Consider the following 22878-nt stretch of genomic DNA (forward strand, 5'->3'; position numbering starts at 1 on the left):
AGTTAGTTTTATTAACTCATCCTTTTTTTTTGATTACAAGATTCAAAACCTTTGTTCCTTTGAACCTTTGTTGCTTTGTATCTATTTTTTATTTTTTATCCACTACCGGTCTATTCTCTCTATTGGCTAAATCCCAGGCTACAACAAACGCTAATTGTGCTCTTTTTGTTAAGGCATCGTATTCGATTTTTTCTGGTTCGTCGCCTTTTCCGTGGTAATCTTCGTGAACTCCATTAAAGAAGAAAACGGCAGGAATACCAAATTTTGCAAAGTTGTAGTGGTCAGAACGCTCGTAGAAATGATTAGGATCTTTTGGATCATTAAATTTAAAATCTAAATCTAATTTGGTGTATTTGTTGTTTTGAGCTACGACAGCATTATGTAGGTCTGACGAAAGTCTGTCAGCGCCAATTACATAAACATAGTTGTTGGTTTTCGCATGTTCTACATCACGACGTCCGATCATATCGATGTTGATGTCACTAATAGTATTTGCAATTGGAAACAATGGGTTTTCAGAATAATAACGAGATCCATGCAAACCATGTTCTTCACCGGTTACATGTAAAAATAAGATAGAACGTTTTGGTCCGTGTCCGTCTTTTTTAGCTTTAGCAAATGCTTTAGCAATTTCCATAACTGCAACAGTTCCGGAACCATCATCATCAGCTCCGTTATAGATTTCTCCATTTTTAATTCCAACGTGATCATAATGCGCTGAAATTACCAAAACTTCATCTGGTTTTTCAGAACCTTCAATGTACGCCCAGATATTTTCTGAATCGGGTAAATTTTCATTACGCTTTGCATTTAAAAATGCTGCCGAAATGTGTTGGTAATAATCTGTTGCTCCTTTTGGGAACGAAATTTTATTTTTTTTGTATTGTTCAATCATGTAAAGACCTGCTTTTTTCTGTCCTTTCGAGCCAGTTTCGCGGCCTTCCATTTCATCAGACGCAACAATGTAAAGCATTTTTTTTAAGTCTTTTGCTGTAATGCTGTTCACGTATTTGGTTGGATCTGAGTTGTCTTTCGAAGCAACTGATTGTGCATTTTTACATGAAAATGCTGAAGCAATTAGTAATAGAATTACAATTTTTTTCATTTTTGGTTAGTGTAAATTGATAAATATGTAGAAAACATAGAAAATGAGTAAAAGTAGGGTAAAAAAGAAGTTTATAAAAAATAACATAACACTTTTAACAAATGAAACAAATCTTGATTCTCCATAAAAACGATGATGTGCAGGATAAAATAATAACACATCCAAAGTATTCCGACAAAATTGATAATATCAGCTATAAAAGCGACGGGGTTGTTTTCTCCCAATAATCCAAATAACTTTTGGACAATGAATAAGATGAGAAATATTAAAAGTAAAAAAGAGAAATAATGAAGGGTAAAAATGCCATGATCAAAGTAATACCATCTTTTTTTGCTATGGAAAATCCATAAAAAGAAGGCAAAGAAAGGCATTATTATGAATAATATTTTAGGGATGTTATGTAAAAATGATTCAATGAATTTTTCGATAATTTCCCTTTTGGTATTGTGTTCAGTAACAGTTACCACTTTTTCATAAGCCCAATATTCAAAATCTGAAAATTTTTCACTTTCTTTTCCATACTTCTGAATTGAGTCGATTGTTTTCATCGGCCTTAAGTCAAAAATTTTCTCGTCATTAAAAGTTTTAATTTTTCCTTTTTTCTCTTGTTTTATAAGGTTTGAAGTAATGTCTTTTTCGCTTTTACTTAGATTTTCGCTTACCTTATTCGGAAACATGGCAATCAATAAAAAAGTGATAAAACTGATGAAAATATAAAGACGAACGGGTGCCAGATAGGATAATCTTTTTCCTGATAAATATTCTTTAGTTAAAGTAGCAGGTTTAAAAAGAAGATTTTTGATTGTTTTCCAAAATGCGTTTTCATAGTGCGTTAAATCTTCAAAAAAATGAACGAACAAATGATGAAAGGTCTTTCGCGAATCTGTATTTTCCTGCCCGCAGTTTGGGCAAAATTTCTGCTCGGCAACATGCCTGCAATTGAGGCAGGTTTTATCTTTTCTAATCGGACTATGTGACATTGGTTAATTTATTGGTTTTGTTTTGATTTGGTTTAGTTATAGTTTTTATTTTTTTAGGACTTCATCGAGAAACAATTTCAAATGTTCAAATGATCTTTTAGCAGCAACCGGATTATAAGCCGCTCCTTTAGAATTATCGTTTCCTGCTTCGGGGTTGGTGAAAGAGTGAACAGAATCCGCATAATAAATCATTTGCCAATCGGCTTTTGAATCTCTCATTTCTTGCTGAAAAGCAGTAACTTCTTCTTTAGAAACATAAGGATCGTCGGCTCCGTGACAAATTAAAACTTTAGCAGTAATAGGTGTAGCAGGTCGTGCAGCATCTTTGCCTAAACCTCCATGAAATGAAGCAACTCCTTTTACGTTCAGATGACCGCGCGCAGCTTCCAAAACTCCGGTTCCTCCAAAGCAATAGCCAATAACCACAATATTATCTGCATTTGCTCCGGATTTGATTAATTCCTGTAAAGCAAGATTGATTCGTTTTTGGTAAGCCTCATAATTCGTTTTATAGAAGCCAGCTTGTTTTCCTGCTTCTGAAGTATTTTTTGGATAGTTTCCTTCTCCATAAATATCAGCGATAAAAACAGTATAGCCTAGTTTTGATAAATTCTCTGCAATTCCTTTTGAGGCATTGTCAATTCCGAGCCATGCCGGTAAAAGTAAAATACCGGGATTATTACTGCTTTTTTTAGCAGGTTTTATAGATAAACCATTTAATGCCTGACTTCCGTCAGCGTATTTTACTGGTTTTAATTGTGCGTTTATAGTGTTAGAAAACAGTATAGTAGCAAAAATAAGAAGGGCTGAATTTTTCATTGTTTTACAATTTTAAACAAATATCAGAAATATTATGTTACAAAAAAACCTCGAAAGCTATTTCTTACGAGGTTTGTAAATTATGCGATTTAAGCCAGAAATTATTCGCCTGGATGATAAGTTTTCTCGGCATTTTTTTCAACATCTTCTTTATAAAATAAGACGTCTTTAAATTCACCTTTTCGATACATTTCAGCCTGATCTGTAAAATGTTTTGAGTTTTCATCACCGTTGTTTCCTCCGGCCAGTAACGATTTTGCTTTTATCTTTGGACCAAATTCAACAGCACAGACAAAACTGTTTCCGTTATAACCATAACGTTTTTTAGAATCATTTTGATAACTGCTTTTAAATGAAGGTAAACTTCCCCAGGAACCGGGACCAAAACCAATTGGCAGACTTGATTTGGCATCATCATATTTTAAATCGATAGCACTGCCTGAACGCTGAAAACGATTAATATCTCCCCAGGCAACCTGCCAGGTTCCCCATTTCGATTTTAATTCTTTTAGCACTGTTTGCAATTGCGGAATAAGTTGATCAACTCCTGCGTTTTTTGCGAATTGTTTTGTGTTTTCAACCTGATCTAATTCACCTTCATCAATATAGGCTTTTAGAATAATTGGGTCTAATTTATACGCCCATTCAACCGCTAATGTGGTTGCTACTGAATTTTCTTTGGTATAATAATCCCAGTTTTTCAAAATTGTTACTGCTTCTGATAATTCATTATAATCATTATAATCAGATTTTATATTTTTTTCAAAAACATTTACCAGGCTCGGAATCAAAATTTCGAAAATGGATAATTTCGAATCATAACCGTCTGCGATTACTTTATCCAAAGTATATTTATCGCCTTTACTGAAAATTCGAACAGCATTTATTCCTCTAAAATTTTCTCCATCTGGTGCCATATAAGGTAGATAATTTTCTCTTTTTGGACTATTTTCTCCAGCAACAGAGTAAGGAGTAGAATTACAATTCTGCAGCCAGCCGTTTACGGGATTGTATAAATGAACGGTTTCGTTTACTTCATGTAAACCTTTCCATTGTGTTGATGAAATTGAACCATCAACAACTTTTGACCAATTCAGATTTTTATCTCTTATCGGAATAAAATTACCGTGCCAATACGCAATATTCCCTTTACTATCAGCATAAACAGTATTGTTGGAGGTGTTGGCTTTTAAATCCATTGCTTTTTTGTAATCGTCAAAGCTTTTGGATTTTGTTCGAACCCAACTCTGAATCAAACTGGTCATTGAACGATTATTTGATTTTAAACTGATCCATTTCCCGTCGCGTTTGGCCATAATTGGACCGTTGTTAGTGAAATAGGTTTTGAATTTTTTCGGAATTAGTTTTCCGTTTTCTGTATAATTAATCGTGATTTCCTTTTCGATAACAGGCAAAAGCTTTTTGTCGAATTCGTAAAATAGCTTTCCGTTTTTATTGGTGATTTTTTCGGCATACATATCCGCAACATCTACATTTGATGAGGTATGCATCCAGCCACAATTTTCATTGAATCCCTGATAAATAAAAAACTGTCCCCAGGTTACCGCTCCATAAACGTTCAAACCTTCTTCGCTGGTAATCTGAACCTCGGGTCTGAAATAAAAAGTGGTATGCGGATTAATATATAAAATAGCATTTCCATCAGCTGTTTTTGACGGTGCAAAAGCAAATCCGTTGGAGCCAGTCTGAACGTATTTTTCTCTTTCTACGTAAGCGACTTTATCATTATTTCCGGAATAAAAAGCTTTTAATTCTGCTGTAGAAAGATCAGCCGTACTAATAGCACCAATACTTCCGTCTGTCCAAAGCAATGGAAACCAGGGTTCAAAATGTGTTAAAAGTGACGGTTTTACTTCAGGATGTTTGTAGAGATAATAGTTGATTGCATCAGCATAACTATTCAGCAGTTTTTTAAGCCATAACGGTGCTTTTTTATAATCGGCTTTTGCTTCATTTACATCAATTAAAAGTTTAATTTCTAAATCATTATATAAAACAGCTTGTCCTTTAATTTCAGAAAGACGTCCCAGTTTTTCAATATAATTCATTTCGATTCTCTTGAAATCATCTTCGCATTGCGCATAAAGTAGACCGAAAACGGCATCTGAATCGGTTTTTCCATATATGTGCGGAATGCCCCAATTGTCACGAATTATGGTCGTTTGTTGTGCTAGTTTTTCTAATCGGCTGACTTCTTTTGAGTTGATTTTTTGTGCCGAAATATGAAAAGTTATACAGCAGAATAAAAAAGCTAACTTTAGTATTTTTGAGGTAAACATGCTTATTTGATATTAAATTTTTGTCCGGCGGTATAAATGCTCACTTCTAATTTTTCAATTGAAATCAGGTTGTTGTTTTTAGATTTTATAATTCCTTTCGGATTTTTAATTACAATAACCTGGCTTTCTCCAGCCACTTCAATTTGATTGTTTCGAACAATAATTGCGGTAGCTTCATCAATTCCAATTCCGGTTAAAGTTGGGAATTCAACCAAAGCAGAAAGTAAACGGTTATAACGGTTTCTCTTTAAAAAATGTTGGTCAATAACAGCCGTTTTCAATAATCCCAATCCTTCGGAAGTTTCTAAATTATCATATCGGATATTGTCAAAAGTGCCAGAATATTCTTTTTGTAATTTCTGGTTTCCGGTAATCATTTTTTCAGACATTACAGCAGCTCCTGCGCTTGTTCCGGAAATTGTGCTTCCGTTTTCGTATGCTTTTTGTATTGCTGTTTTGATTGGTGTATTTTGCACCACATTCATAAAACGACTTTGATCGCCACCGCTTATAAAAATTAGTTTTGCTTTTTGAACTGAATCTGTAAGAACTTTATTTTGCGCTGTTGCTGCATTAAAGTTCAGCATCACAATCGGGTTCGAAGTCAGCTTTACCATTTGAGTTTTAAAAAAGATAAACGAACTATCCGGTTCTTCGCTTGACATTGGTAAAACCACGATATAATCTTTTTTTGATAATTCGGCTACAGCCAAAACCTGTTTCATTAAAGCATCAGAACGATCTCCGCCGCCAATAATAAATAATTTTCCTTTTGGAGTTTGTGCCTGTAGAAAATTAAAAACGAAAAGACATAGAAATGCAATAAATTGATTCGAAGAAAATCTAAAAATAAATTTGTTTTTCATTGGATTGCTGTGGTTAAATAGATTTCTTATAAAGTAATATTTCGTTTAAAAGCACAGCCCAATTCAATAATTGAATCCGTTTTGGCGATGCCCGGAATACTATCTATTTTTTCGTAAAGAATTCTTCGCATGTGTTCGTGATTCTTTGCAATAATTTTGATGTAAAGTGTGAATGAACCTGTAACATAATAACATTCTGTGATCTCTGGAATATCTTTCAAGGCTTCAATAATTCGGTCAGAATCAGAATCTTTGTTTAGTGTTATTCCGGTAAAAGAAGCCCAGTCGTATCCAATCTTTTTTTCTTGTATAATTGGTTTTATGCCAGCAATTACGCCTTGTTCAATCATTCTGTTGATACGTTGATGCACCATCGTGTTTGATATTTTTAAATTAGCAGCAATTGCCGAAAAAGCCATTCTCCCGTCTTTTTCTAATTCCTTAATTATATTGATATCAAATTCGTCTAATGTTTCCATTCTTTATATTGAGTTTAAAACTGCCTTTTTACATCCATAAAAGTAATTATTTTTTTTAATAAAAAGCGATAAAATATCAGCTGTGCTAAAATCATATTTTACTTTTTCGGTTATAAAAATTTACATTTTGACTTATTTGATTAAAATTAAAGTCAAATATTGGTTTTTAATACCGTGAATTAATATTTTTTGATACTTTTGTAACTCTAAAAAATACAGCTCATGATTCATACTGAAAATACCCTTTCGTCAAAATCAGAAATTTTGATTGAAAAAGAAAATAAATACGGCGCTCATAATTATCATCCGCTTCCAGTTGTGCTGGAAAGGGGAGAAGGAGTATACGTTTGGGATGTTGATGGAAAAAAATATTATGATTTCTTGTCTGCTTACTCTGCGGTAAATCAAGGGCATTGCCATCCGAAAATTGTACAGGCAATGGTTGATCAGGCTCAAAAACTGACTTTAACATCACGTGCCTTTTATAATGACAAATTAGGAAATTACGAAGAATATGTAACGAAGTATTTTGGATTTGATAAAGTACTCCCAATGAATACCGGTGCCGAAGCTGTTGAAACAGCTTTGAAAGTTTGTAGAAAATGGGCGTATGAAGTAAAAGGAATTCCTGAAAATCAGGCGCAGGTGATTGTGTGTGAAAATAATTTCCACGGAAGAACCACTACAATTATTTCCTTTTCAAATGACGAAACTGCCCGTAAAAACTTTGGCCCTTTTACAGATGGATTTATAAAAATTGAATACGATAATCTTGAAGCTCTTGAAAAAGCTTTAGAGTCATCAAAAAATATTGCCGGATTTTTGGTTGAACCTATTCAGGGAGAAGCCGGAGTTTATGTTCCGTCAGAAGGGTATTTGGCGAAAGCAAAAGCTTTGTGTGAGAAACATAATGTTTTGTTTATTGCAGATGAAGTTCAGACCGGAATTGCTCGTACCGGAAAATTACTAGCCGTTCATCATGAAAATGTGCAACCTGATATTTTAATTTTAGGTAAAGCAATTTCCGGAGGTGTTTATCCGGTTTCAGCAGTTTTGTGTAATGACGAAATTATGAATGTGATTAAACCTGGACAACACGGATCTACTTTTGGAGGAAATCCTGTTGCTGCGGCTGTTGCCATTGCAGCATTGGAAGTGATAAAAGAGGAGAAACTAGCAGAAAATGCAGAACGTATAGGAATCATTTTAAGAAAAGGATTAAATGAAATTGCTGAAAGAAATAATCTGATTACACTCGTTCGCGGAAAAGGTCTATTGAATGCCATCGTAATTAACTGCGGAGAAGATTCTGATTTAGCCTGGGAAATTTGCCTAAGATTCAGAGACAACGGATTATTAGCAAAACCAACACACGGAAATAAAATCAGATTAGCTCCGCCGTTGGTAATGACAGAAACTCAAATTCAGGAATGTCTTGAAATTATTGAGAAATCATTGAATGATTTTAGAGATTAAATTTATTCTATCATAGAGACAAAAGCTGTAAGATCTTCTTGCAGCTTTTTTTTATAGCAGTATGAAATTATGTAACAAGTGAAAATAATTATATAATTTTTAAACCAGTATCATAAGTAGTTTTGGATATCTTCAAAAGAAAAGGAAAACTAATCGTAAATCGTTTTTTATTTCATTTCAAAAGAGATAGGCAGACAATCAAAAACTGAATTATAAATTTAAATTCAATTTCACAAATGGCTTATTCAAATACTGATTTAACACGTTTTTTAGATGCACAGAATAAACTTTATCTGACCGCTTTTTCTGAAATTAAAAAAGGAAAAAAGAGACACACTGGATGTGGTTTATTTTTCCTCAAGTAAAAGGATTAGGAAAAAGTACTATCGCTAAATATTATGCTTTGGCAGATCTTAACGAGGCAGAAGAGTTTCTTAATCATCCGGTTTTGGCAAAACATTTGATTGAAATTTCAGCGCTTTTGCTAACATTTAAAACAAAATCAATTGAAGCAATTTTGGGAGAATTAGATGCTCGCAAATTACGCTCTTCAATGACTCTTTTTTCTCAGGTCGAAAATGCCAATCCGGTATTTCAGGAAATATTAGATACTTTTTTCTCCGGTTATTCAGATACCTTAACTTTGTCAATTATTGAAGCGTCTGGAGAAATTGCTATGGCATCGTAAATTTTGCTTTCTGTAAAAAATAGATTTTATATTAATTTTCAACCTTATTTATAAAATCATATAAAAAAAATCATCCCACCTAAGGCGGGATGATTTTTTAAGTTTATACAATTTTCAGATTAACTGCTATAACCTGGATTTTGTGTAATTTTTTTGTTGGCATCTGTTTCGCTTAATGGAATAGGGAATACCAATTCATCAGCATCAAAAGGCAACACATTAGAACCATCTCCATTTGTACTAATATCGATAGAACGTTTTGTTCTGCGAATATCATGGATTAAAAACCCTTCCATTCCCAATTCTAATTCGCGTTCCAATAAAATATCATCAATTGTTACTGTAGCTAAATCATCAGCATTTGCTCTTGTTCTGATAATATTAATGTCGTCAAGAGGTGTATTTCCTAATGCTGTTCCTGCTCTTAAATTAGATTCCGCTCTTATTAAATACATTTCGGCTAAACGAATGATTCCAACATTCCCAAACTGATCTGTAAATTTAGAGGTCAAAAGTCTGCCATTATCTTCATTTACATAATTAAATGTTGCTCTGTCATCAGGATCACTAAATTTTTCTAAATAGGCATCTCTGATAGTAAAATCACCACCACGACCTCCATTATCTTCAGAAGCATAAAAAGTTACTGCATCGTTTACACCAGTTTGTTTTGTAATCTGAATGGCAAATACATCTTCGTCTTTATCCGTTTCATGATTAAAAGCACCTGCGTAGGTTTCTGATAATGAATGTCCACTATTTTCGATCACATCGTTTGCAGCATCTCTTGCCAAGGCATAATTTCCTTGTTGCAGGTACACTCTCGCCAACAAGGCTCTCGCAGCATATTTATCAGCATAAAAGCTGTTTTCTTCCGGAAGGTTGGTATAGGCCAGATTTAATCCGTCAATAATTACTTTGTAAACCTCGTCAACAGTACTTCTTTCTTTAGAAAGATCAGCATTAAAATCGTAAATAGCATTTGGTCTGAGGACAACTCCCAATTGGCTGTTGGCTTGACCGCTTACATAAGGTTTTGCGAAAAAGCGTACCAAATCAAAGTAAGCCAGCGATTTTAAAAAGTTGGCTTCACCAATCATTCTTGCTTGTTTGTCCGGGTCTTTAACTTTGTCAATGTTTTCGATAACCGTATTTGCTGCATTTATGATTTCATAACATCTTGCATAAGTTCCTTCAATAATTATGTTATTAGATTGCATCGATTTAATATACATTTGGCGTAGTTCACCAAAAGAGCCTCTCCATCTTAAATCGGTTGTGTTTAGTACGCCACTTACACCTAGTAAATCGGCATAAAGTAAAATTCTTCCTCCATACGCATTGCCATTTGCAGCCAGGGCATAAGCACCAGTAAGTACATTTGTAACACCACTTTCAGTACTTAAAGTTACTGATGCATCTTCTCTTTGTTTAGGCTCTAAGTTTAATTCGTTTTCGCAACTTGCAAAAAAGACTGCGAAAATTATAAATAAGATTAATTTATTTGCTTTCATCTTGTTCTTTTTAAAAATTAATATTTACTCCCATTGCAAATGTTTTTGCGGGTGGTGCAGAGTAAAAATCTTCTCCAACACGCGGACTGCCTTTAGTAATATCGTCTCTTCTTGCTTCCGGATCGGTTCCTTCATAACCTGTAAAAGTAAGCAGGTTAACAGCTGTAAGATACACTCTCAGACTGCTCATTCCGGCTTTATTTACCGTTTCTTTCGGTAGTGAATAACCTATTGTAAGGTTTCTCAAACGCACAAAATCAGATTTGTCTAAATAACGCGTAGATTCCTGAGTACCATTTGATCCACCAAATCTTGCTTGTGGAACATTAGTAATGTCACCAGGATTTTGCCAGCGATTTAACTGATCCAGTGTTTGGTTATCAAAATAATCAGCAGCAGTTGATTGGTATAAACCAGCCGAATTGTAAATACTAGCGCCCCATTCACCCTGGAAAGTAAACGTAAAATCAAAACCTTTGTATGTCATTGTATTCGTTAAACCAGCCATTAAAGTTGGAAAAGGATTACCGGCAATAATTCTTTTTGCTTCACTGTAATCGTTAGTGGTGCTTTTATCAATACTTCCATCAGCATTTGCTGTATTTTTTACAAAAAGGGCATCTCCATTAGCAGGGTCAACTCCGGCATATTCTACTAAATAAAAAGAAGAAATGTTTTCTCCGGTTCTGTTAATAGTATAATCAGAGATAATATCTGTATTGTTGTTTGGAAGTGATTTTACTTTTGATTCATTAGTAGTAAGATTGAAACTGGTATTCCATCTGAAATCTTGTGTTTCAATATTTTTTGTGTTTAAGGTAAACTCAAAACCATTACTTCTAATTTTTCCGATGTTTTTATTTACAAACGCTGCACCAGAACTTAGAGGTAAAGGCACTTCAAAAAGTAAACCATCTGTGTCTTTTTGATAGTAATCGGCTTCAAAAGTGATTTTGTTTAAGAAACCAACTTCTACACCAAAATCAGTCTGAGTTGATTTTTCCCAGGTCAAATCATTGTTTCCTGCCTGATCAAAAGTAAGTCCTGATTTTAAGTTATAAGGATTTGGTCTGTATAATTGACGGGAAGCAAAGTTTCCGATTTCAGCATTTCCTAATTTACCCCAGCTTCCTTTTAATTTTAAATAGGTTAAAACAGTATTGTCTTTTAGGAAACTTTCCTGAGACATTACCCAACCAGCAGAAAATGCAGGGAAAACTCCAAATCTTTCATTTTTTCCAAAACGAGACGAACCATCACGACGAACACTGGCCTTGAAAAGATATTTGCCAGCGAACGAGTAATTTAATCTTCCAAATTGGGAAACGAAAGCATAATCTGTTTCACTACCATGTCCTTCATTTACTTCGGCACCACCGTCAATAGTATGAAAATCATCATTTGGGAAATAAATACTGTTTACATCCTGATATCTTCTGTTGTATTTGTTGAATTCCATACCGGCCACTAGATTTAAAACGTGCTTTTCAGCAAATGTTTTATCGTAAGTAAAATAATTACTAAAAACATAATTTTCGGTATTTACTGAGCTGGCATACACAGCTCCGTCAGTTGCCATAAATGGTGCATCTTTACCTTGCCAGTAATCTTCAGTTTGTGTTAAAAGATCGTAGGAGAAATCAGAATTAAATTTCAAGCCATTTACGATTTTTAGTTCCCCAAAAACTTTTCCGGTCACTCTGCGCATAATAGTTTCCCATGAAGTATTGTCCTTAGCTAATAAATAGTTGACATATTCTGTATTAGGGTTTGGAGTTCCGTCCTCTAATCTGGCTTGCGAAATTGGAGCCTGAGCTACAGATTGCAAAGGAGTAGAGAAGGAGTTGTCGTCCTGAACCCTGTTGATAACAGATCTTGAAAAACCAATGTTCATTCCGGCTGTAAAGCGATCAGAAACTTTATGAGATACATTTGATCTCGCTGTAATTCTTTCCAGATCATTACTGTCAACAATTCCTGTTGTGTTATTATAGGCTCCTGAGAAAAAGTATTTTGTTTTATCATCTCCGCCAGAAACAGAAAAATCAGCATCGGTTGTATAACCTGTTCGCAGCGCAATATCTTGCCAGTCTGTATTAACTTCGCCATTTCTCCAGTCTGTTCCCTGAGACAGATATTCCAATTCATCTTCAACAGATTCTAAATCGTCGACATTTCTTCCCGCTTCCTGTAACAATTCGACGTATTGTTTTGCGTTTAGCCATTTCTTTTTATGTGTAGCTTCACTAACACCTTGTGAGAAGTTGATTGAGAAATTTCCTTTTCCTTCTTTTCCTTTTTAGTAGTAATTAAAACAACTCCATTTGCTCCACGTGCTCCATATATCGCAGCAGAAGAAGCGTCTTTTAAGACATCAATAGATTCTATTTCGTTGGTACTTAAAGTCAATAATGGGTTGGTTGGGGCACCATTACTGGATTCATTGTCATTGATAAGCGGAATTCCGTCTAAAACATACAATGGCTGTGTTCCGGCACTGATACTTGCCGCACCACGAACTCTAATATTAATTCCGCCTTCAACTTTACCATTTGTCTGAGTAATCTGAACCCCTGCCAGCTTTCCTACTAATGCATTTTGCAAGTTTGAAACTGGTATTTGCTGAATATCTTTGGCTGTTACGCGGGCAATATTATCAGTTAAATTCTTTTTTGATTGAGTACCGTAGCCCACAACAAGCACGGCTTCTAATTCATTTTGAGTTTCAACTAATTCAATTGTCATACCATTTGAAGCGGGTACATTTGTAGTAGCAAAACTCACATAACTTATAGTCAAGACATCGCCTTTTTTGGCCGCTATCTTGAAATTTCCATCAAAATCGGTTTGTGTACTTGCACTGGTACCTTTTATAATAATATTTACTCCAGGAATCGGAACTCCTTTTTTATCAGTAACCTTACCAGAAATGTATCCTTCCTGTGCGGCCACTATTTGTACAAATAGTGTCAATACGAGCCATAAAAAATGCTTTACCTTAATTTTCATTTTTCAAATGTTTTTGGATTAGTTTCTCAAATATCTTAAATATATGTTAAACATCATACGATTATTAACATTAAATACAACAATTTTATTTGTTTTTGTAGTATTTATAACAATAAGATGTATGTATAGACATATTTTTTAAAAAACTGCCAATAAATTATTTAATGTTGAATGAAAAAAAACTTTATTACTTGTGAAAATTTAGAAATTAACATTTTATATGATCTAATGTCTGTATTTTATTAATTTTTCAAAGAATTGGTTAATTGTTGATCGGGTTGAATATAAAAAAGCGATTGTTTCCGGAAACAATCGCTTTTGGTCATAATTACTAAAAATATCAAAAAAAGTAATTATTTTTTGTATCTAAAATCGAACCTTTTTAAGTTCCCACAAAGTTTTAATGAATGTATCAACGTCTTGTGTCGTGTTGTAAAATGCCAAAGAAGGACGAACAGTGGTTTCAACTCCCATTCGTCGTAAAATCGGCTGTGCACAATGATGTCCGGTTCTTACGGCGACTCCTTCTTTATTTAAAGCCTGCCCAACCTGATCGTTGGTATAACCTTGCAGATTAAAGGATAATACGCTTGCTTTATCTTTCGCAGTTCCTATTAATCGTACACCAGGAATATCTTTCAGCAAGCGAGTGGCATATTCCAACAAATAATGTTCGTATTGACCGATGGTGTCGATACCTATTTTGGTTACATAATCTATGGCAGCTCCAAGACCTATTGCATCTGCAATGTTGCCTGTTCCGGCTTCAAAACGATTGGGTGCTTTGTGGTATTTTATTTCCTCAAAAGTAACATCCTGAATCATATTGCCACCAGATTGGTAGGGCTGCATTTCGTTTAATAATTCTTCTTTGCCATATAATGCTCCAATTCCAGTTGGTCCAAATAATTTATGTCCTGAAAAAACAAGCCAATCTGGATTTAAATCCTGGACATCAACTTTCATATGTGAAACCGATTGCGCGCCGTCGATTAAAACTTTTGCTCCAACAGAACGAGCCATTTCGATTATTTTTTTGGCCGGTGTTACGGTTCCTAATGCGTTTGAAACCTGAGTAAAAGCAACTAATTTAGTTTTCGAATTCAGTAATTTACTGTATTCGTCAAGTAAAATCTGACCGTCATCGTCAACCGGAATTACTCTTAATTTCAATCCTTTTTTATCGGCGAGTCTTTTCCACGGAACTATATTGGCATGATGTTCCAGATTACTCACAATAATTTCATCTCCGGCAACTAAATTATGATCGCCCCAGCTTTGTGCAACAAGATTAATTCCTTCTGTAGCGCCGCGAACGAATACAATTTCATTTACAGAACCGGCATTTAAAAAAGTTTTTACTTTTTCACGAGCTGCTTCATAAGCATCAGATGCTCTTGCGGCCAATTCATGTGCAGCGCGATGAATATTTGAATTTTCATGTTCGTAGAAATAGGCAACACGATCAATTACAGCTTGTGGTTTTTGAGTTGTTGCGGCATTATCAAACCAAACCAAAGGTTTTCCATTTACAGTTTCACGCAGAATTGGGAAATCTTTTTTGATTAATTCTGCATTAAAATTTGTCCCCGTAATACCGACAATTTCTTTTGATCCGAAAGTATTCCCAACTATCGCATTAGTATTTTTTGGATCAAAAGCGAACGGATTCTGATCTAAAAAATAATACGAATTTGCACTTTCACTTCCGCTTGACGGAAAATCAACACGCTTTCTGAATTGCGTATCAACCGTTTCTAATGCTAACTTTAATTCCGCTTCAAAAGAAGAATTTTGGGTTTGAAAAGGCAAATACTGATTATTCAAAAGTAATGACGAAAAAAAAGAATCTTCATTAATCTGTGATGCACCTCCGTTTTTTAAATTAATATCATTAAATCCTGTTTGAGGATTATTGATATTTAATGCATTATTTTCCGGGACTCCCGATGAAGGAATACCGTACTGAGGATCAAAACCTGCACCAGCATTCGGATATAATGCCGAAGCGCTCGAACTTTGAGCAGCAATTGAAGGAGAAGCTCCAAAACCGCTAAATGAAGTTGGAACTGGTTGTACATTTAACGGACTTTGCGTTGGGAATGGCGCAATGACATTTGCACCACCGGCATGCAAAAGTGTTTCTGCAATTTTTGTCGCGCGAGGATGTTCTGCTCTATCCGGACTCAACGAAATTTCTTTAGGAAATTCATTGGGTAAAGTTTGGAACAACTCATTGGCTAAAAGCTGCAAATCGTCAATGTTAGGTAAACCGTTTTCGTTAGTATTTGTACTCATGATACTTTCCTATTTCTACATCTTCTAAAACAGCGATTGCATCATCAACCAAAATAGCCAAAGAGCAATAAAGAGATACCAAATACGAAGCAATCGCTTTTTCATTGATGCCCATAAAACGAACTGATAATCCTGGAGATTGTTCTCCCTGTAAACCAGGCTGAATTAACCCAATAACACCTTGACGGCTTTCTCCGGTTCTTAATAAAATGATTTTTGATTTCCCGTTTTTGATAGGCAATTTATCTGAAGGTATAAGCGGAATTCCTCTCCAGGTTAAAAATTGCGATCCGAATAATGAAGTTGTAGGAGGCGGAACACCACGACGCGTACATTCACGGCCAAAAGCAGCAATCGCCAACGGATGCAATAAGAAAAAGCCAGGCTCTTTCCATACCTTTGTAAGCAATTCATCTAAATCATCCGGAGTTGGTGCACCAGTTCGTGTTTTAATAATTTGAGATGGAGCGACATTGCTTAATAATCCGTAATCTTTATTGTTGATTAATTCGCTTTCCTGGCGTTCCTTTATTGTCTCGATAGCCAATCTAAGTTGCTCTGAAATCTGATTGTATGGTTTGCTGTACAAGTCTGAAACACGGGTATGAACTTCGACAATAGTTTGTACTGCAGCTAAATTATATTCTCTAGGATTTTCGATATAATCGACAAAAGTGTTTGGTAAAACTCTTTCGTCGCGTGCAGAACAATCGACTTCAATATGACTTCCGTCTTTTACTTTATTCAAGCGAAACACACCAGATTCTACAGGTGTCCAATGCAATAGATGCGTTAACCAGCGCGGTGAAATAGTTCCGATTTGTGGTACTGTACGTGTTGCAATTGCTAATTGTCTTGCTGCAACATCGCCTAATGCGGTCTGTTGTTGTTTAGATTCTGCCATTTTGTTTTTGGTTTTTTATTAATTAATAATTTATTCTTTTTGGTAGCTTAAAGTTATCGATAAAATTTAATTTTTTAGTCAAATAGTTCATCTACAGATAAATATCTTTCGCCCGTATCATAATTAAAAGTCAGAATCACGGCATTTTCCGGAATATCTTTTAATTTTTTGGCAATTGCAGAAAGAGCAGCTCCGGTTGAAATTCCGGCAAATATGCCTTCTTCTTTTGCAATCCTTTTAGTGAATGTATACGACTCATTTTTATCAACCGTTATGATTTGATCGACGTATTCGCGGTTAAAAACTTCCGGAATAAACCCTGCACCAATTCCCTGAAAAGGATGAGGTGCCGGCAAACCACCGCTTAAAACCGGTGATAATGCAGGTTCAACCGCGAAGGTTTTTAGATTTGGAAAATGCTGTTTCAAAATTTTTGAAACACCGGTAATGTGTCCGCCAGTTCCAACTCCCGTTATCAGATAATCGATTCCATCCGGGAAATCGGCCAAAATTTCTAAAGCTGTTGTTTTTTCGTGAATTTCAACATTAGCCTTATTGGTAAACTGTGATGGCAAAAACGAATTTTTAATCGTCGCGGCTAATTCTTTTGCTCTTTCAACCGCTCCTGAAGTTCCTTTTTCTCTTGGAGTCAAAACGAATTCGGCACCATACGCATTCAAAATTCTTCTGCGCTCGACGCTCATCGATTCGGGCATGACCACAATAACTTTATAGCCTTTAACCGCAGCAACTAATGAAAGGCCAATCCCGGTATTACCAGAAGTTGGCTCTATAATGATGGTATCTTGGTTTATAAGCCCTTTTTGTTCTGCATCTTCAATCATCGCCAGTGCAATTCGATCCTTTATACTCGATCCTGGATTTGATTTTTCTAATTTAATCCAAACTTCATGCGATTTAAAAAGTTTATTTAATCTAATGTGAGGCGTGTTTCCAATCGTCTCCAGAATGTTTTGATATTTCATTGTTTTGATATTTTTGAAGAAATGGAGTACTTATTTATTTTTTGAGAGAAGCGCCACCAGGCATTACCTCTGGTTTTAGTTTGAATTTGCTGTATTCGACAACTCCGGTTCGGTCTGCCCATTCAAAATAAGAAGCAGAAAGTTTGTTTACAATTCCCGGATTTTGTTGTGCGACATTGGTTGTTTCGCCACGGTCTGTTTCAATGTTGTAAAGCTCCCATTCGTAAGCAGGGTAAGTCGAAACTAATTTCCACTTGCCATCTCGCACAGCTCTGTTTCCGGCTCTTTCCCAAAATAATGGTGCGCCTCTGTCGACCTGCGAAACATTATTAAATAAAACAGGTAACAAACTGCTTCCAACCAAAGGGTTTGTCGTCACACCATTATATGTTTTGGGATATTCAATTCCGGCCAATTCATAAAAAGTAGGAGCGAGGTCAATAATATGCCCGGTTCCTTTATCGATTCGGCCTGCTTTTATTTTTGATGGAAACCAGGCAATAAATGGCGAACTGAAACCGCCTTCGTGCATGTTGTTTTTATATTGCTGAAGTGGCGTATTAGATAAATAAGCCCAGTTTTGTTCCTGATAATCAAAAGACCCTGAAGTTCCAACAGGTCCGTCATTTCGAACAAGTCCTCGTCCTAATGGATTATAAGTATTAAATCCGCCCTGAGCGCCATTGTCTGAAATGAAGATTATCAGCGTGTTTTTATCTTTTTTAAGTGCTTTTAGTTTATCCAAAACTTTTCCCACGTTCTGATCCATATTGTCAACCATTGCGGCGTACACTTCCATTTTTGCTTTCCAGAATTGCTTTTCATCATAAGTCAATTTGCTCCATTCCGGAACTTCAGGATCTCTTGGTGCAACCGTTTGATCAGCCGGTAAAATGCCGTTTGCTTTAAGTTTTTCAATTCTTTTTTCTCTTAAAACATCCCAGCCTTCATCAAATTTACCTTTGTATTTGGCAATGTCAACTGGTTTTGCCTGCAACGGCCAGTGTGGTGCTGTAAAAGCCAAGTATAAAAAGAAAGGCTTATTTTCTTTGTTTTGTTCGTCTAAGAAAGTGGCAGCGTTATTTCCGATTTCATCTGTAAAATAATACGAATCATCTTTTGGATGCAGCTCTTCATTATTACGAATTAATTTTACCGGATATGGAGTTTTTCCGAAAGGCAAAGGTTTGGTATCAAAATAATTGGATGCGCCTTTTAAAATTCCGTAAAATTTGTCAAAACCTCTTTGATTCGGCCATTGTGCCTGATCTTCAGAACCAACATGCCATTTTCCGGATAAAATAGTGCTGTAACCTCCGGAACGGAAAACCTCTCCTAAAGTCAAAGATTCTTTATTTAAATAACCCTGATAAGCCGGCAACCCTAAATTAACATCAAAAAATCCTACTCCTGCTTTGTGTTGGTATTGTCCTGTAAGGAGGGAAGCGCGAGTTGGCGCACAAATCGAATTATTGTAAAATTCGCGTAAGCGTAAACCTTCGCTGGCTAATTTATCAAGATTTGGTGTTTTAATTTCGGAACCATAATTTCCTAAATCAGAATATCCCATATCATCCACCATAATCAAAATGATATTGGGTTTTGATGATGCGTTTTGTGCATTTGATTCATTTGCACCCAATGTTCCTGCCAAAAGGAAGGAAAGGAAGATGTTTTTTATTTTGGTATTCATTTTAATGTTGTTTTGTTAGTTGTTTTTTAGCGATAAAATATTCTTTAAGCTTTGCCATTTTTGTTGCCGCAGAAATGAGCTTTTTATTATATCATCAGTAATCTATTTGATGTAAAAGCATCAAATAAATAATGAATTTCAACAAGAACTTTAGATAGTGTAATAAGGTTTCGTTTTTTGCTATTTGATTCGGAAGAAACATTTATAAACGAAAATTAATGGAGAATTAGCAACAGCTGCACATATAACAAAAGCTGTTATAAGTGTATTTTTTAGGAAGAAAATAATTTGATCTGTTTGCTGTTGTTTTCAAAATGTAGCTCTTTATATTTTAAACCCTACTAATTATATAGACAAAGTTAAATTTAATATAATAATATCCAAATTAATCTTTAGTTTTTTTTAAATAAGATTGGAGAGCAGGTAATTTAATATTGTAATTTACTGATTTAATTAATTGATATTTAAATAATTGTGTTAATTTTTGATAGTTCTAAATAAAATTTAAAAAGCCTGCAAAAAATGTATTAAAACTACATTTTTTGCAGGCTTTTATGTTTTTTAATCTTCTCAAAAAAGTTAAACTGCACTATTTAAGAAGAGTGAATTGTAGTTTTAAAGCGATTTAAATTAGTTTCCGAAAAGTAAAAAGGCAATAATCAAAGTCACAACAACATTGAACAACTGCGCAATTAAAAAAGCATATAAAGGTTTTCTACTATTATTTTGAAGCAAATCTTTAAAATTAGTTTCTAATCCAATACTAGTAAAGGCTAATGCAAACCAAATGCCCTGCAGATTTTTTAAACTGTCTTTTACTCCGTCTCTGATTTCAGAAGTAAGAAAAAAAGAAAACACAACGGAAGCCAGAATAAAACCAATCACAAACTTTGGAAAACGCTCCCAAATAACACCTAATGTTGGTTTTGATGCTTTGGCTTCTGCCGAATTATTATGTGTGTATGTCCAATAAACAGAGATTGCAAAAGCCGCTAATCCTAACAATACATTCTGGGAAAACTTTACAATTGTACTAATTTTTAAAGCTGTTTCACCAACCAAAGTTCCGGAAGCCACCACTGCTCCAGAAGTATCAATACTTCCTCCGAGCCACGCACCGGTTACTTCTTCAGGGAAATTGAAATATTTGGCAATCATCGGCATAAAAATCATCATTGGGATGGCCGTTACCAATACAATCGAAATAACATAAGAGAGTTTTTTTGAATCGCCTTTAATTGCCCCAGAAGTTGCAATCGCCGCAGAAACACCGCAGATGGAAACCGCACTCGAAATCATCATCGTCAATTCGTCGTCAACTTTTAATTTTCGACAAAGCCAAAAAGCAAAATACCAAACGGACAAAACAACAAGTAAAGCCTGAATCAATCCTAAGGAACCGGCCTTTAGAATATCTGAAAAAATTACACTGGTTCCCAATAAAACCAATCCGATTTTTACAAAAACTTCTGTAGAAAGGGCAGAGCGAAACCATTCAGGAAGTTTAAAAAAATTGCCAATAGCCAAACCAATAATCAAACTGAAAATGACAGCTTCTAAATTAAGTGCTTTTACTTCTGTATTTCCGGCAATAATCAGTGCAACAATCGTTAAAATGTAAACAATCGGAAAAACGAACAAAAAGTATTTTACCGACTTTCCAATTAAAAAAGCACCGAGAGCGCCAATCGAAATCAGGTATAAAAATTGTATTCCGAGGATTTTCAGGTTTTCGAAATTAAAAACATCTGAAATTAAATCGGTTCCGTTTGACCATTTAAAAATGGGAACTTCGGGAAGAAAAATAAATAGCGAAATTCCGATGATTATAAATCCTAAAATAACGACGGTCCAATCTTCGTGGATGGTTAATTGTTTTGGGTTGGTTGACATTTTATTTTTAATCTTATTATAGTTTTGTGAAAAGCGTTTGTTTTCCGCAGGGTTTTGAAAACCTTGTTGGTATTTGTAATTGAATGGCCTCCAGCTTTAGCTGGAGATTAATATTGTATCAATGAAATCGGCTTTAGCCGAACTTTTATTCGGCTAAAGCCTTGACTATTTCATTTTTAAATTCCAGCTAAAGCTGGAGGCAATTCAAAAAATCGATTTAAAAGATATTCTGGGTTTGTAGATTATGACTACAAATCAACAAAGTATTTCTGCTGTCCAAAATCAAATTCATAATGCGTTAAATTGGGCCATAAAGGTTTAACCAAACCTTTCTCCCAATTCTGCAAAGCAATTTGAAGTTCTTTAACTTTTGCCGGATTTTTTTGAGCAAGATCTGTAGTTTCCGATTTATCGGAAGCCAGGTTATAAAGCCATTCCTGATGCGTTTTTCCACTGATAATTAATTTCCAGTCTCCGCTTCTAATCGCTTTTGCATCTCCGGAACGCCAATACAAAGTTTTGTGTGCTACTTTGTTTTCATTTACGAAACTAATTAAATCTACTCCGTCATAAACGCGATCTTTTGGTAAACCGGAATGTGTAACGGCAGCAATTGTAGTAAAAATATCCAAAGTACTTACCGGAGATTTGTATATAGTGTGCGGTTTGATTTTTCCTTTCCATGATAATGCAAACGGAACATTTACGCCGCCTTCAAAATGAGAAAATTTACCACCCTTTAAAGGTGCATTTGTTGTAGCAAAAGTATAATCGGCTCCGCCATTGTCACTGGCAAAAATGATCAAAGTGTTTTCTTGCAGACCTTCTTTTTTTACTTTGGCAACAATTCTTCCAATGGCATCATCCAGGGCATTGATCATAGCAAAATATACTCTTTTGTTCTCGTCTTTTACATTCGGAAAACGGTCGTAGTATTTTTTACGAACCTGAAAAGGTGTATGCGGTGCATTGAACGGAACGTAAAGCAAAAACGGTTTCGTTTTATTTTTATCAATAAAAGCTTCTGCTTCATCAGCAAACGTTTCGGTCAAATATTTTTTGTCTTTTATAATGGTTGTGTCACGGCGAATTTGACCAATACCAACACGGCCATTCCCCCAAATTGTTTTGTCTGTGAAATCTTTATGGTGATGATTGATAATATCCGGATTATCATCTTCTGGCGTATAAAGCGAAAACGCCTGATAAAACCCATAATGATAATCGAAACCTCTGTCTAATGGAAAAAATCCTTTGTTGTGTCCCAAGTGCCATTTCCCTATAATTGCCGTACTGTAACCTTCTTTTTTTGCCAAATCAGCAAACGTAATTTCAGATTGTGGCAAACCTTGAGTGGCTATAGACGCTTCATTTGGGTATTCGATTTTATCATTTAATCTCCAATTATTGGTGTTGATCAAATATTTAAAAGCGTAATATTCTAAGTTATTTTTTGGATAACGGTCACCCGGCTGAAATTCATGTCCAAAACGTTCCTGATAACGTCCCGTCAGCAATCCGGCGCGCGAAGGCGAACAAATAGAAGAAGATACATAACCATCTGTAAAAGTTACTCCGGAAGCCGCCAACGAATCAATTTGAGGTGTTGGAGTCGATTTTCCACCGTAGAGCGAAATATCATATTTACCTAAATCATCAGCCAATAGTATAATGATATTCGGTTTTTTTCAGCTGTTTTAGAAGTGTCTTTTTGAGCTAAAAACGCTGCCTTCCCTTCGACTAATTTTTCATTTGGTTTTATCAATGTTCCATCTGTATTGATGGGCCAGAATAAAAAAGAAGCTGTGATTAATAATACAATTAGAATTGAGAAAACGACTTTTTTTGTTTTGGATAATGCCATAGTT

17 protein-coding genes and 1 pseudogene are annotated in these 22878 nt (G+C 35.1%); 2 read left to right on the top strand and 16 right to left on the bottom strand.

What is annotated here, in order from left to right; genetic code table 11:
* Positions 1-88: 88 nt before the first annotated feature.
* The 6 genes from IHE43_RS09680 to IHE43_RS09705 form a co-directional block, all read right to left on the bottom strand.
* Positions 89-1105, bottom strand: coding sequence for a M28 family peptidase (locus IHE43_RS09680; RefSeq protein WP_192187741.1), 1017 nt, complete (start codon positions 1103-1105; stop codon positions 89-91).
* A 71-nt stretch (positions 1106-1176) separates the two neighbouring features.
* On the bottom strand, positions 1177-2085 hold the full coding sequence (locus tag IHE43_RS09685) for a DUF3667 domain-containing protein (protein WP_225585450.1): 909 nt from the start codon (positions 2083-2085) through the stop codon (positions 1177-1179).
* Positions 2086-2130: 45 nt separating this feature from the next.
* Entirely contained in the window at positions 2131-2904 is a 774-nt protein-coding gene (locus IHE43_RS09690; protein ID WP_192187742.1) for a dienelactone hydrolase family protein, read from the bottom strand.
* A gap of 101 nt (positions 2905-3005) precedes the next feature.
* Positions 3006-5204, bottom strand: coding sequence for a penicillin acylase family protein (locus IHE43_RS09695; RefSeq protein ID WP_192187743.1), 2199 nt, complete (start codon positions 5202-5204; stop codon positions 3006-3008).
* Positions 5205-5206: 2 nt separating this feature from the next.
* Complete coding sequence (locus tag IHE43_RS09700; RefSeq protein ID WP_192187744.1) at positions 5207-6070, bottom strand: cyanophycinase; 864 nt, start codon at positions 6068-6070, stop codon at positions 5207-5209.
* Between the two features lie 26 nt (positions 6071-6096).
* Positions 6097-6549 (bottom strand): Lrp/AsnC family transcriptional regulator, encoded by a 453-nt coding sequence (locus tag IHE43_RS09705; RefSeq protein WP_192187745.1) that lies wholly within the window; start codon positions 6547-6549, stop codon positions 6097-6099.
* Between the two features lie 222 nt (positions 6550-6771).
* Here IHE43_RS09705 and rocD point away from each other — a divergent pair, with 222 nt between their 5' ends.
* Both rocD and IHE43_RS09715 read left to right on the top strand, forming a co-directional pair.
* Entirely contained in the window at positions 6772-8025 is a 1254-nt protein-coding gene (rocD, locus tag IHE43_RS09710) for an ornithine--oxo-acid transaminase (protein WP_192187746.1), read from the top strand.
* Positions 8026-8261: 236 nt separating this feature from the next.
* Positions 8262-8713 (top strand): annotated as a pseudogene (locus IHE43_RS09715) (DUF1810 domain-containing protein).
* Between the two features lie 119 nt (positions 8714-8832).
* Here the strand turns inward: IHE43_RS09715 and IHE43_RS09720 are convergent.
* From IHE43_RS09720 to IHE43_RS23530, 10 genes are all read right to left on the bottom strand, one after another.
* Positions 8833-10227, bottom strand: a complete 1395-nt coding sequence (locus tag IHE43_RS09720) for a RagB/SusD family nutrient uptake outer membrane protein (protein ID WP_192187747.1) — start codon at positions 10225-10227, stop codon at positions 8833-8835.
* 10 nt (positions 10228-10237) lie between these two features.
* On the bottom strand, positions 10238-12496 hold the full coding sequence (locus IHE43_RS09725) for a SusC/RagA family TonB-linked outer membrane protein (RefSeq protein WP_225585495.1): 2259 nt from the start codon (positions 12494-12496) through the stop codon (positions 10238-10240).
* A complete protein-coding gene (locus IHE43_RS23520) occupies positions 12445-13236 on the bottom strand; it encodes a TonB-dependent receptor plug domain-containing protein (protein ID WP_225585451.1) in 792 nt (263 codons plus the stop codon). Before IHE43_RS23520 ends, IHE43_RS09725 begins: the two co-directional genes overlap by 52 nt.
* 366 nt (positions 13237-13602) lie before the next feature.
* Entirely contained in the window at positions 13603-15534 is a 1932-nt protein-coding gene (locus tag IHE43_RS23970; protein ID WP_192187748.1) for a family 2A encapsulin nanocompartment cargo protein cysteine desulfurase, read from the bottom strand.
* Positions 15518-16438 (bottom strand): family 2A encapsulin nanocompartment shell protein, encoded by a 921-nt coding sequence (locus IHE43_RS09735; RefSeq protein WP_192187749.1) that lies wholly within the window; start codon positions 16436-16438, stop codon positions 15518-15520. The genes IHE43_RS23970 and IHE43_RS09735 overlap by 17 nt, the downstream gene beginning before the upstream one ends.
* A 74-nt stretch (positions 16439-16512) precedes the next feature.
* The gene (gene cysK / locus IHE43_RS09740; protein WP_192187750.1) at positions 16513-17424 is read right to left on the bottom strand and encodes a cysteine synthase A; all 912 of its coding nucleotides are present in this window, start codon (positions 17422-17424) and stop codon (positions 16513-16515) included.
* 34 nt (positions 17425-17458) lie between these two features.
* Complete coding sequence (locus IHE43_RS09745) at positions 17459-19117, bottom strand: arylsulfatase (protein ID WP_192187751.1); 1659 nt, start codon at positions 19115-19117, stop codon at positions 17459-17461.
* A gap of 630 nt (positions 19118-19747) precedes the next feature.
* The gene (locus IHE43_RS09750) at positions 19748-21010 is read right to left on the bottom strand and encodes a YeiH family protein (protein ID WP_192187752.1); all 1263 of its coding nucleotides are present in this window, start codon (positions 21008-21010) and stop codon (positions 19748-19750) included.
* A gap of 248 nt (positions 21011-21258) precedes the next feature.
* On the bottom strand, positions 21259-22674 hold the full coding sequence (locus tag IHE43_RS09755) for a sulfatase-like hydrolase/transferase (protein ID WP_255514018.1): 1416 nt from the start codon (positions 22672-22674) through the stop codon (positions 21259-21261).
* The gene (locus IHE43_RS23530; RefSeq protein ID WP_225585452.1) at positions 22659-22874 is read right to left on the bottom strand and encodes a hypothetical protein; all 216 of its coding nucleotides are present in this window, start codon (positions 22872-22874) and stop codon (positions 22659-22661) included. Before IHE43_RS23530 ends, IHE43_RS09755 begins: the two co-directional genes overlap by 16 nt.
* Positions 22875-22878 lie beyond the last annotated feature (4 nt).

Source organism: Flavobacterium sp. MDT1-60, from assembly GCF_014844035.1.
In the GTDB taxonomy this organism is placed as follows: Bacteria; Bacteroidota; Bacteroidia; order Flavobacteriales; family Flavobacteriaceae; genus Flavobacterium.

Bases quoted from the DNA above. Each gene is read 5' to 3' on its own strand.
- IHE43_RS09680 (WP_192187741.1), bottom strand. From the start codon at position 1,105: ATGAAAAAAATTGTAATTCTATTACTAATTGCTTCAGCATTTTCATGT.
- IHE43_RS09685 (WP_225585450.1), bottom strand. From the start codon at position 2,085: ATGTCACATAGTCCGATTAGAAAAGATAAAACCTGCCTCAATTGCAGG.
- IHE43_RS09690 (WP_192187742.1), bottom strand. From the start codon at position 2,904: ATGAAAAATTCAGCCCTTCTTATTTTTGCTACTATACTGTTTTCTAAC.
- IHE43_RS09695 (WP_192187743.1), bottom strand. From the start codon at position 5,204: ATGTTTACCTCAAAAATACTAAAGTTAGCTTTTTTATTCTGCTGTATA.
- IHE43_RS09700 (WP_192187744.1), bottom strand. From the start codon at position 6,070: ATGAAAAACAAATTTATTTTTAGATTTTCTTCGAATCAATTTATTGCA.
- IHE43_RS09705 (WP_192187745.1), bottom strand. From the start codon at position 6,549: ATGGAAACATTAGACGAATTTGATATCAATATAATTAAGGAATTAGAA.
- rocD (WP_192187746.1), top strand. From the start codon at position 6,772: ATGATTCATACTGAAAATACCCTTTCGTCAAAATCAGAAATTTTGATT.
- IHE43_RS09720 (WP_192187747.1), bottom strand. From the start codon at position 10,227: ATGAAAGCAAATAAATTAATCTTATTTATAATTTTCGCAGTCTTTTTT.
- IHE43_RS23520 (WP_225585451.1), bottom strand. From the start codon at position 13,236: ATGAAAATTAAGGTAAAGCATTTTTTATGGCTCGTATTGACACTATTT.
- IHE43_RS23970 (WP_192187748.1), bottom strand. From the start codon at position 15,534: ATGAGTACAAATACTAACGAAAACGGTTTACCTAACATTGACGATTTG.
- IHE43_RS09735 (WP_192187749.1), bottom strand. From the start codon at position 16,438: ATGGCAGAATCTAAACAACAACAGACCGCATTAGGCGATGTTGCAGCA.
- cysK (WP_192187750.1), bottom strand. From the start codon at position 17,424: ATGAAATATCAAAACATTCTGGAGACGATTGGAAACACGCCTCACATT.
- IHE43_RS09745 (WP_192187751.1), bottom strand. From the start codon at position 19,117: ATGAATACCAAAATAAAAAACATCTTCCTTTCCTTCCTTTTGGCAGGA.
- IHE43_RS09750 (WP_192187752.1), bottom strand. From the start codon at position 21,010: ATGTCAACCAACCCAAAACAATTAACCATCCACGAAGATTGGACCGTC.
- IHE43_RS23530 (WP_225585452.1), bottom strand. From the start codon at position 22,874: ATGGCATTATCCAAAACAAAAAAAGTCGTTTTCTCAATTCTAATTGTA.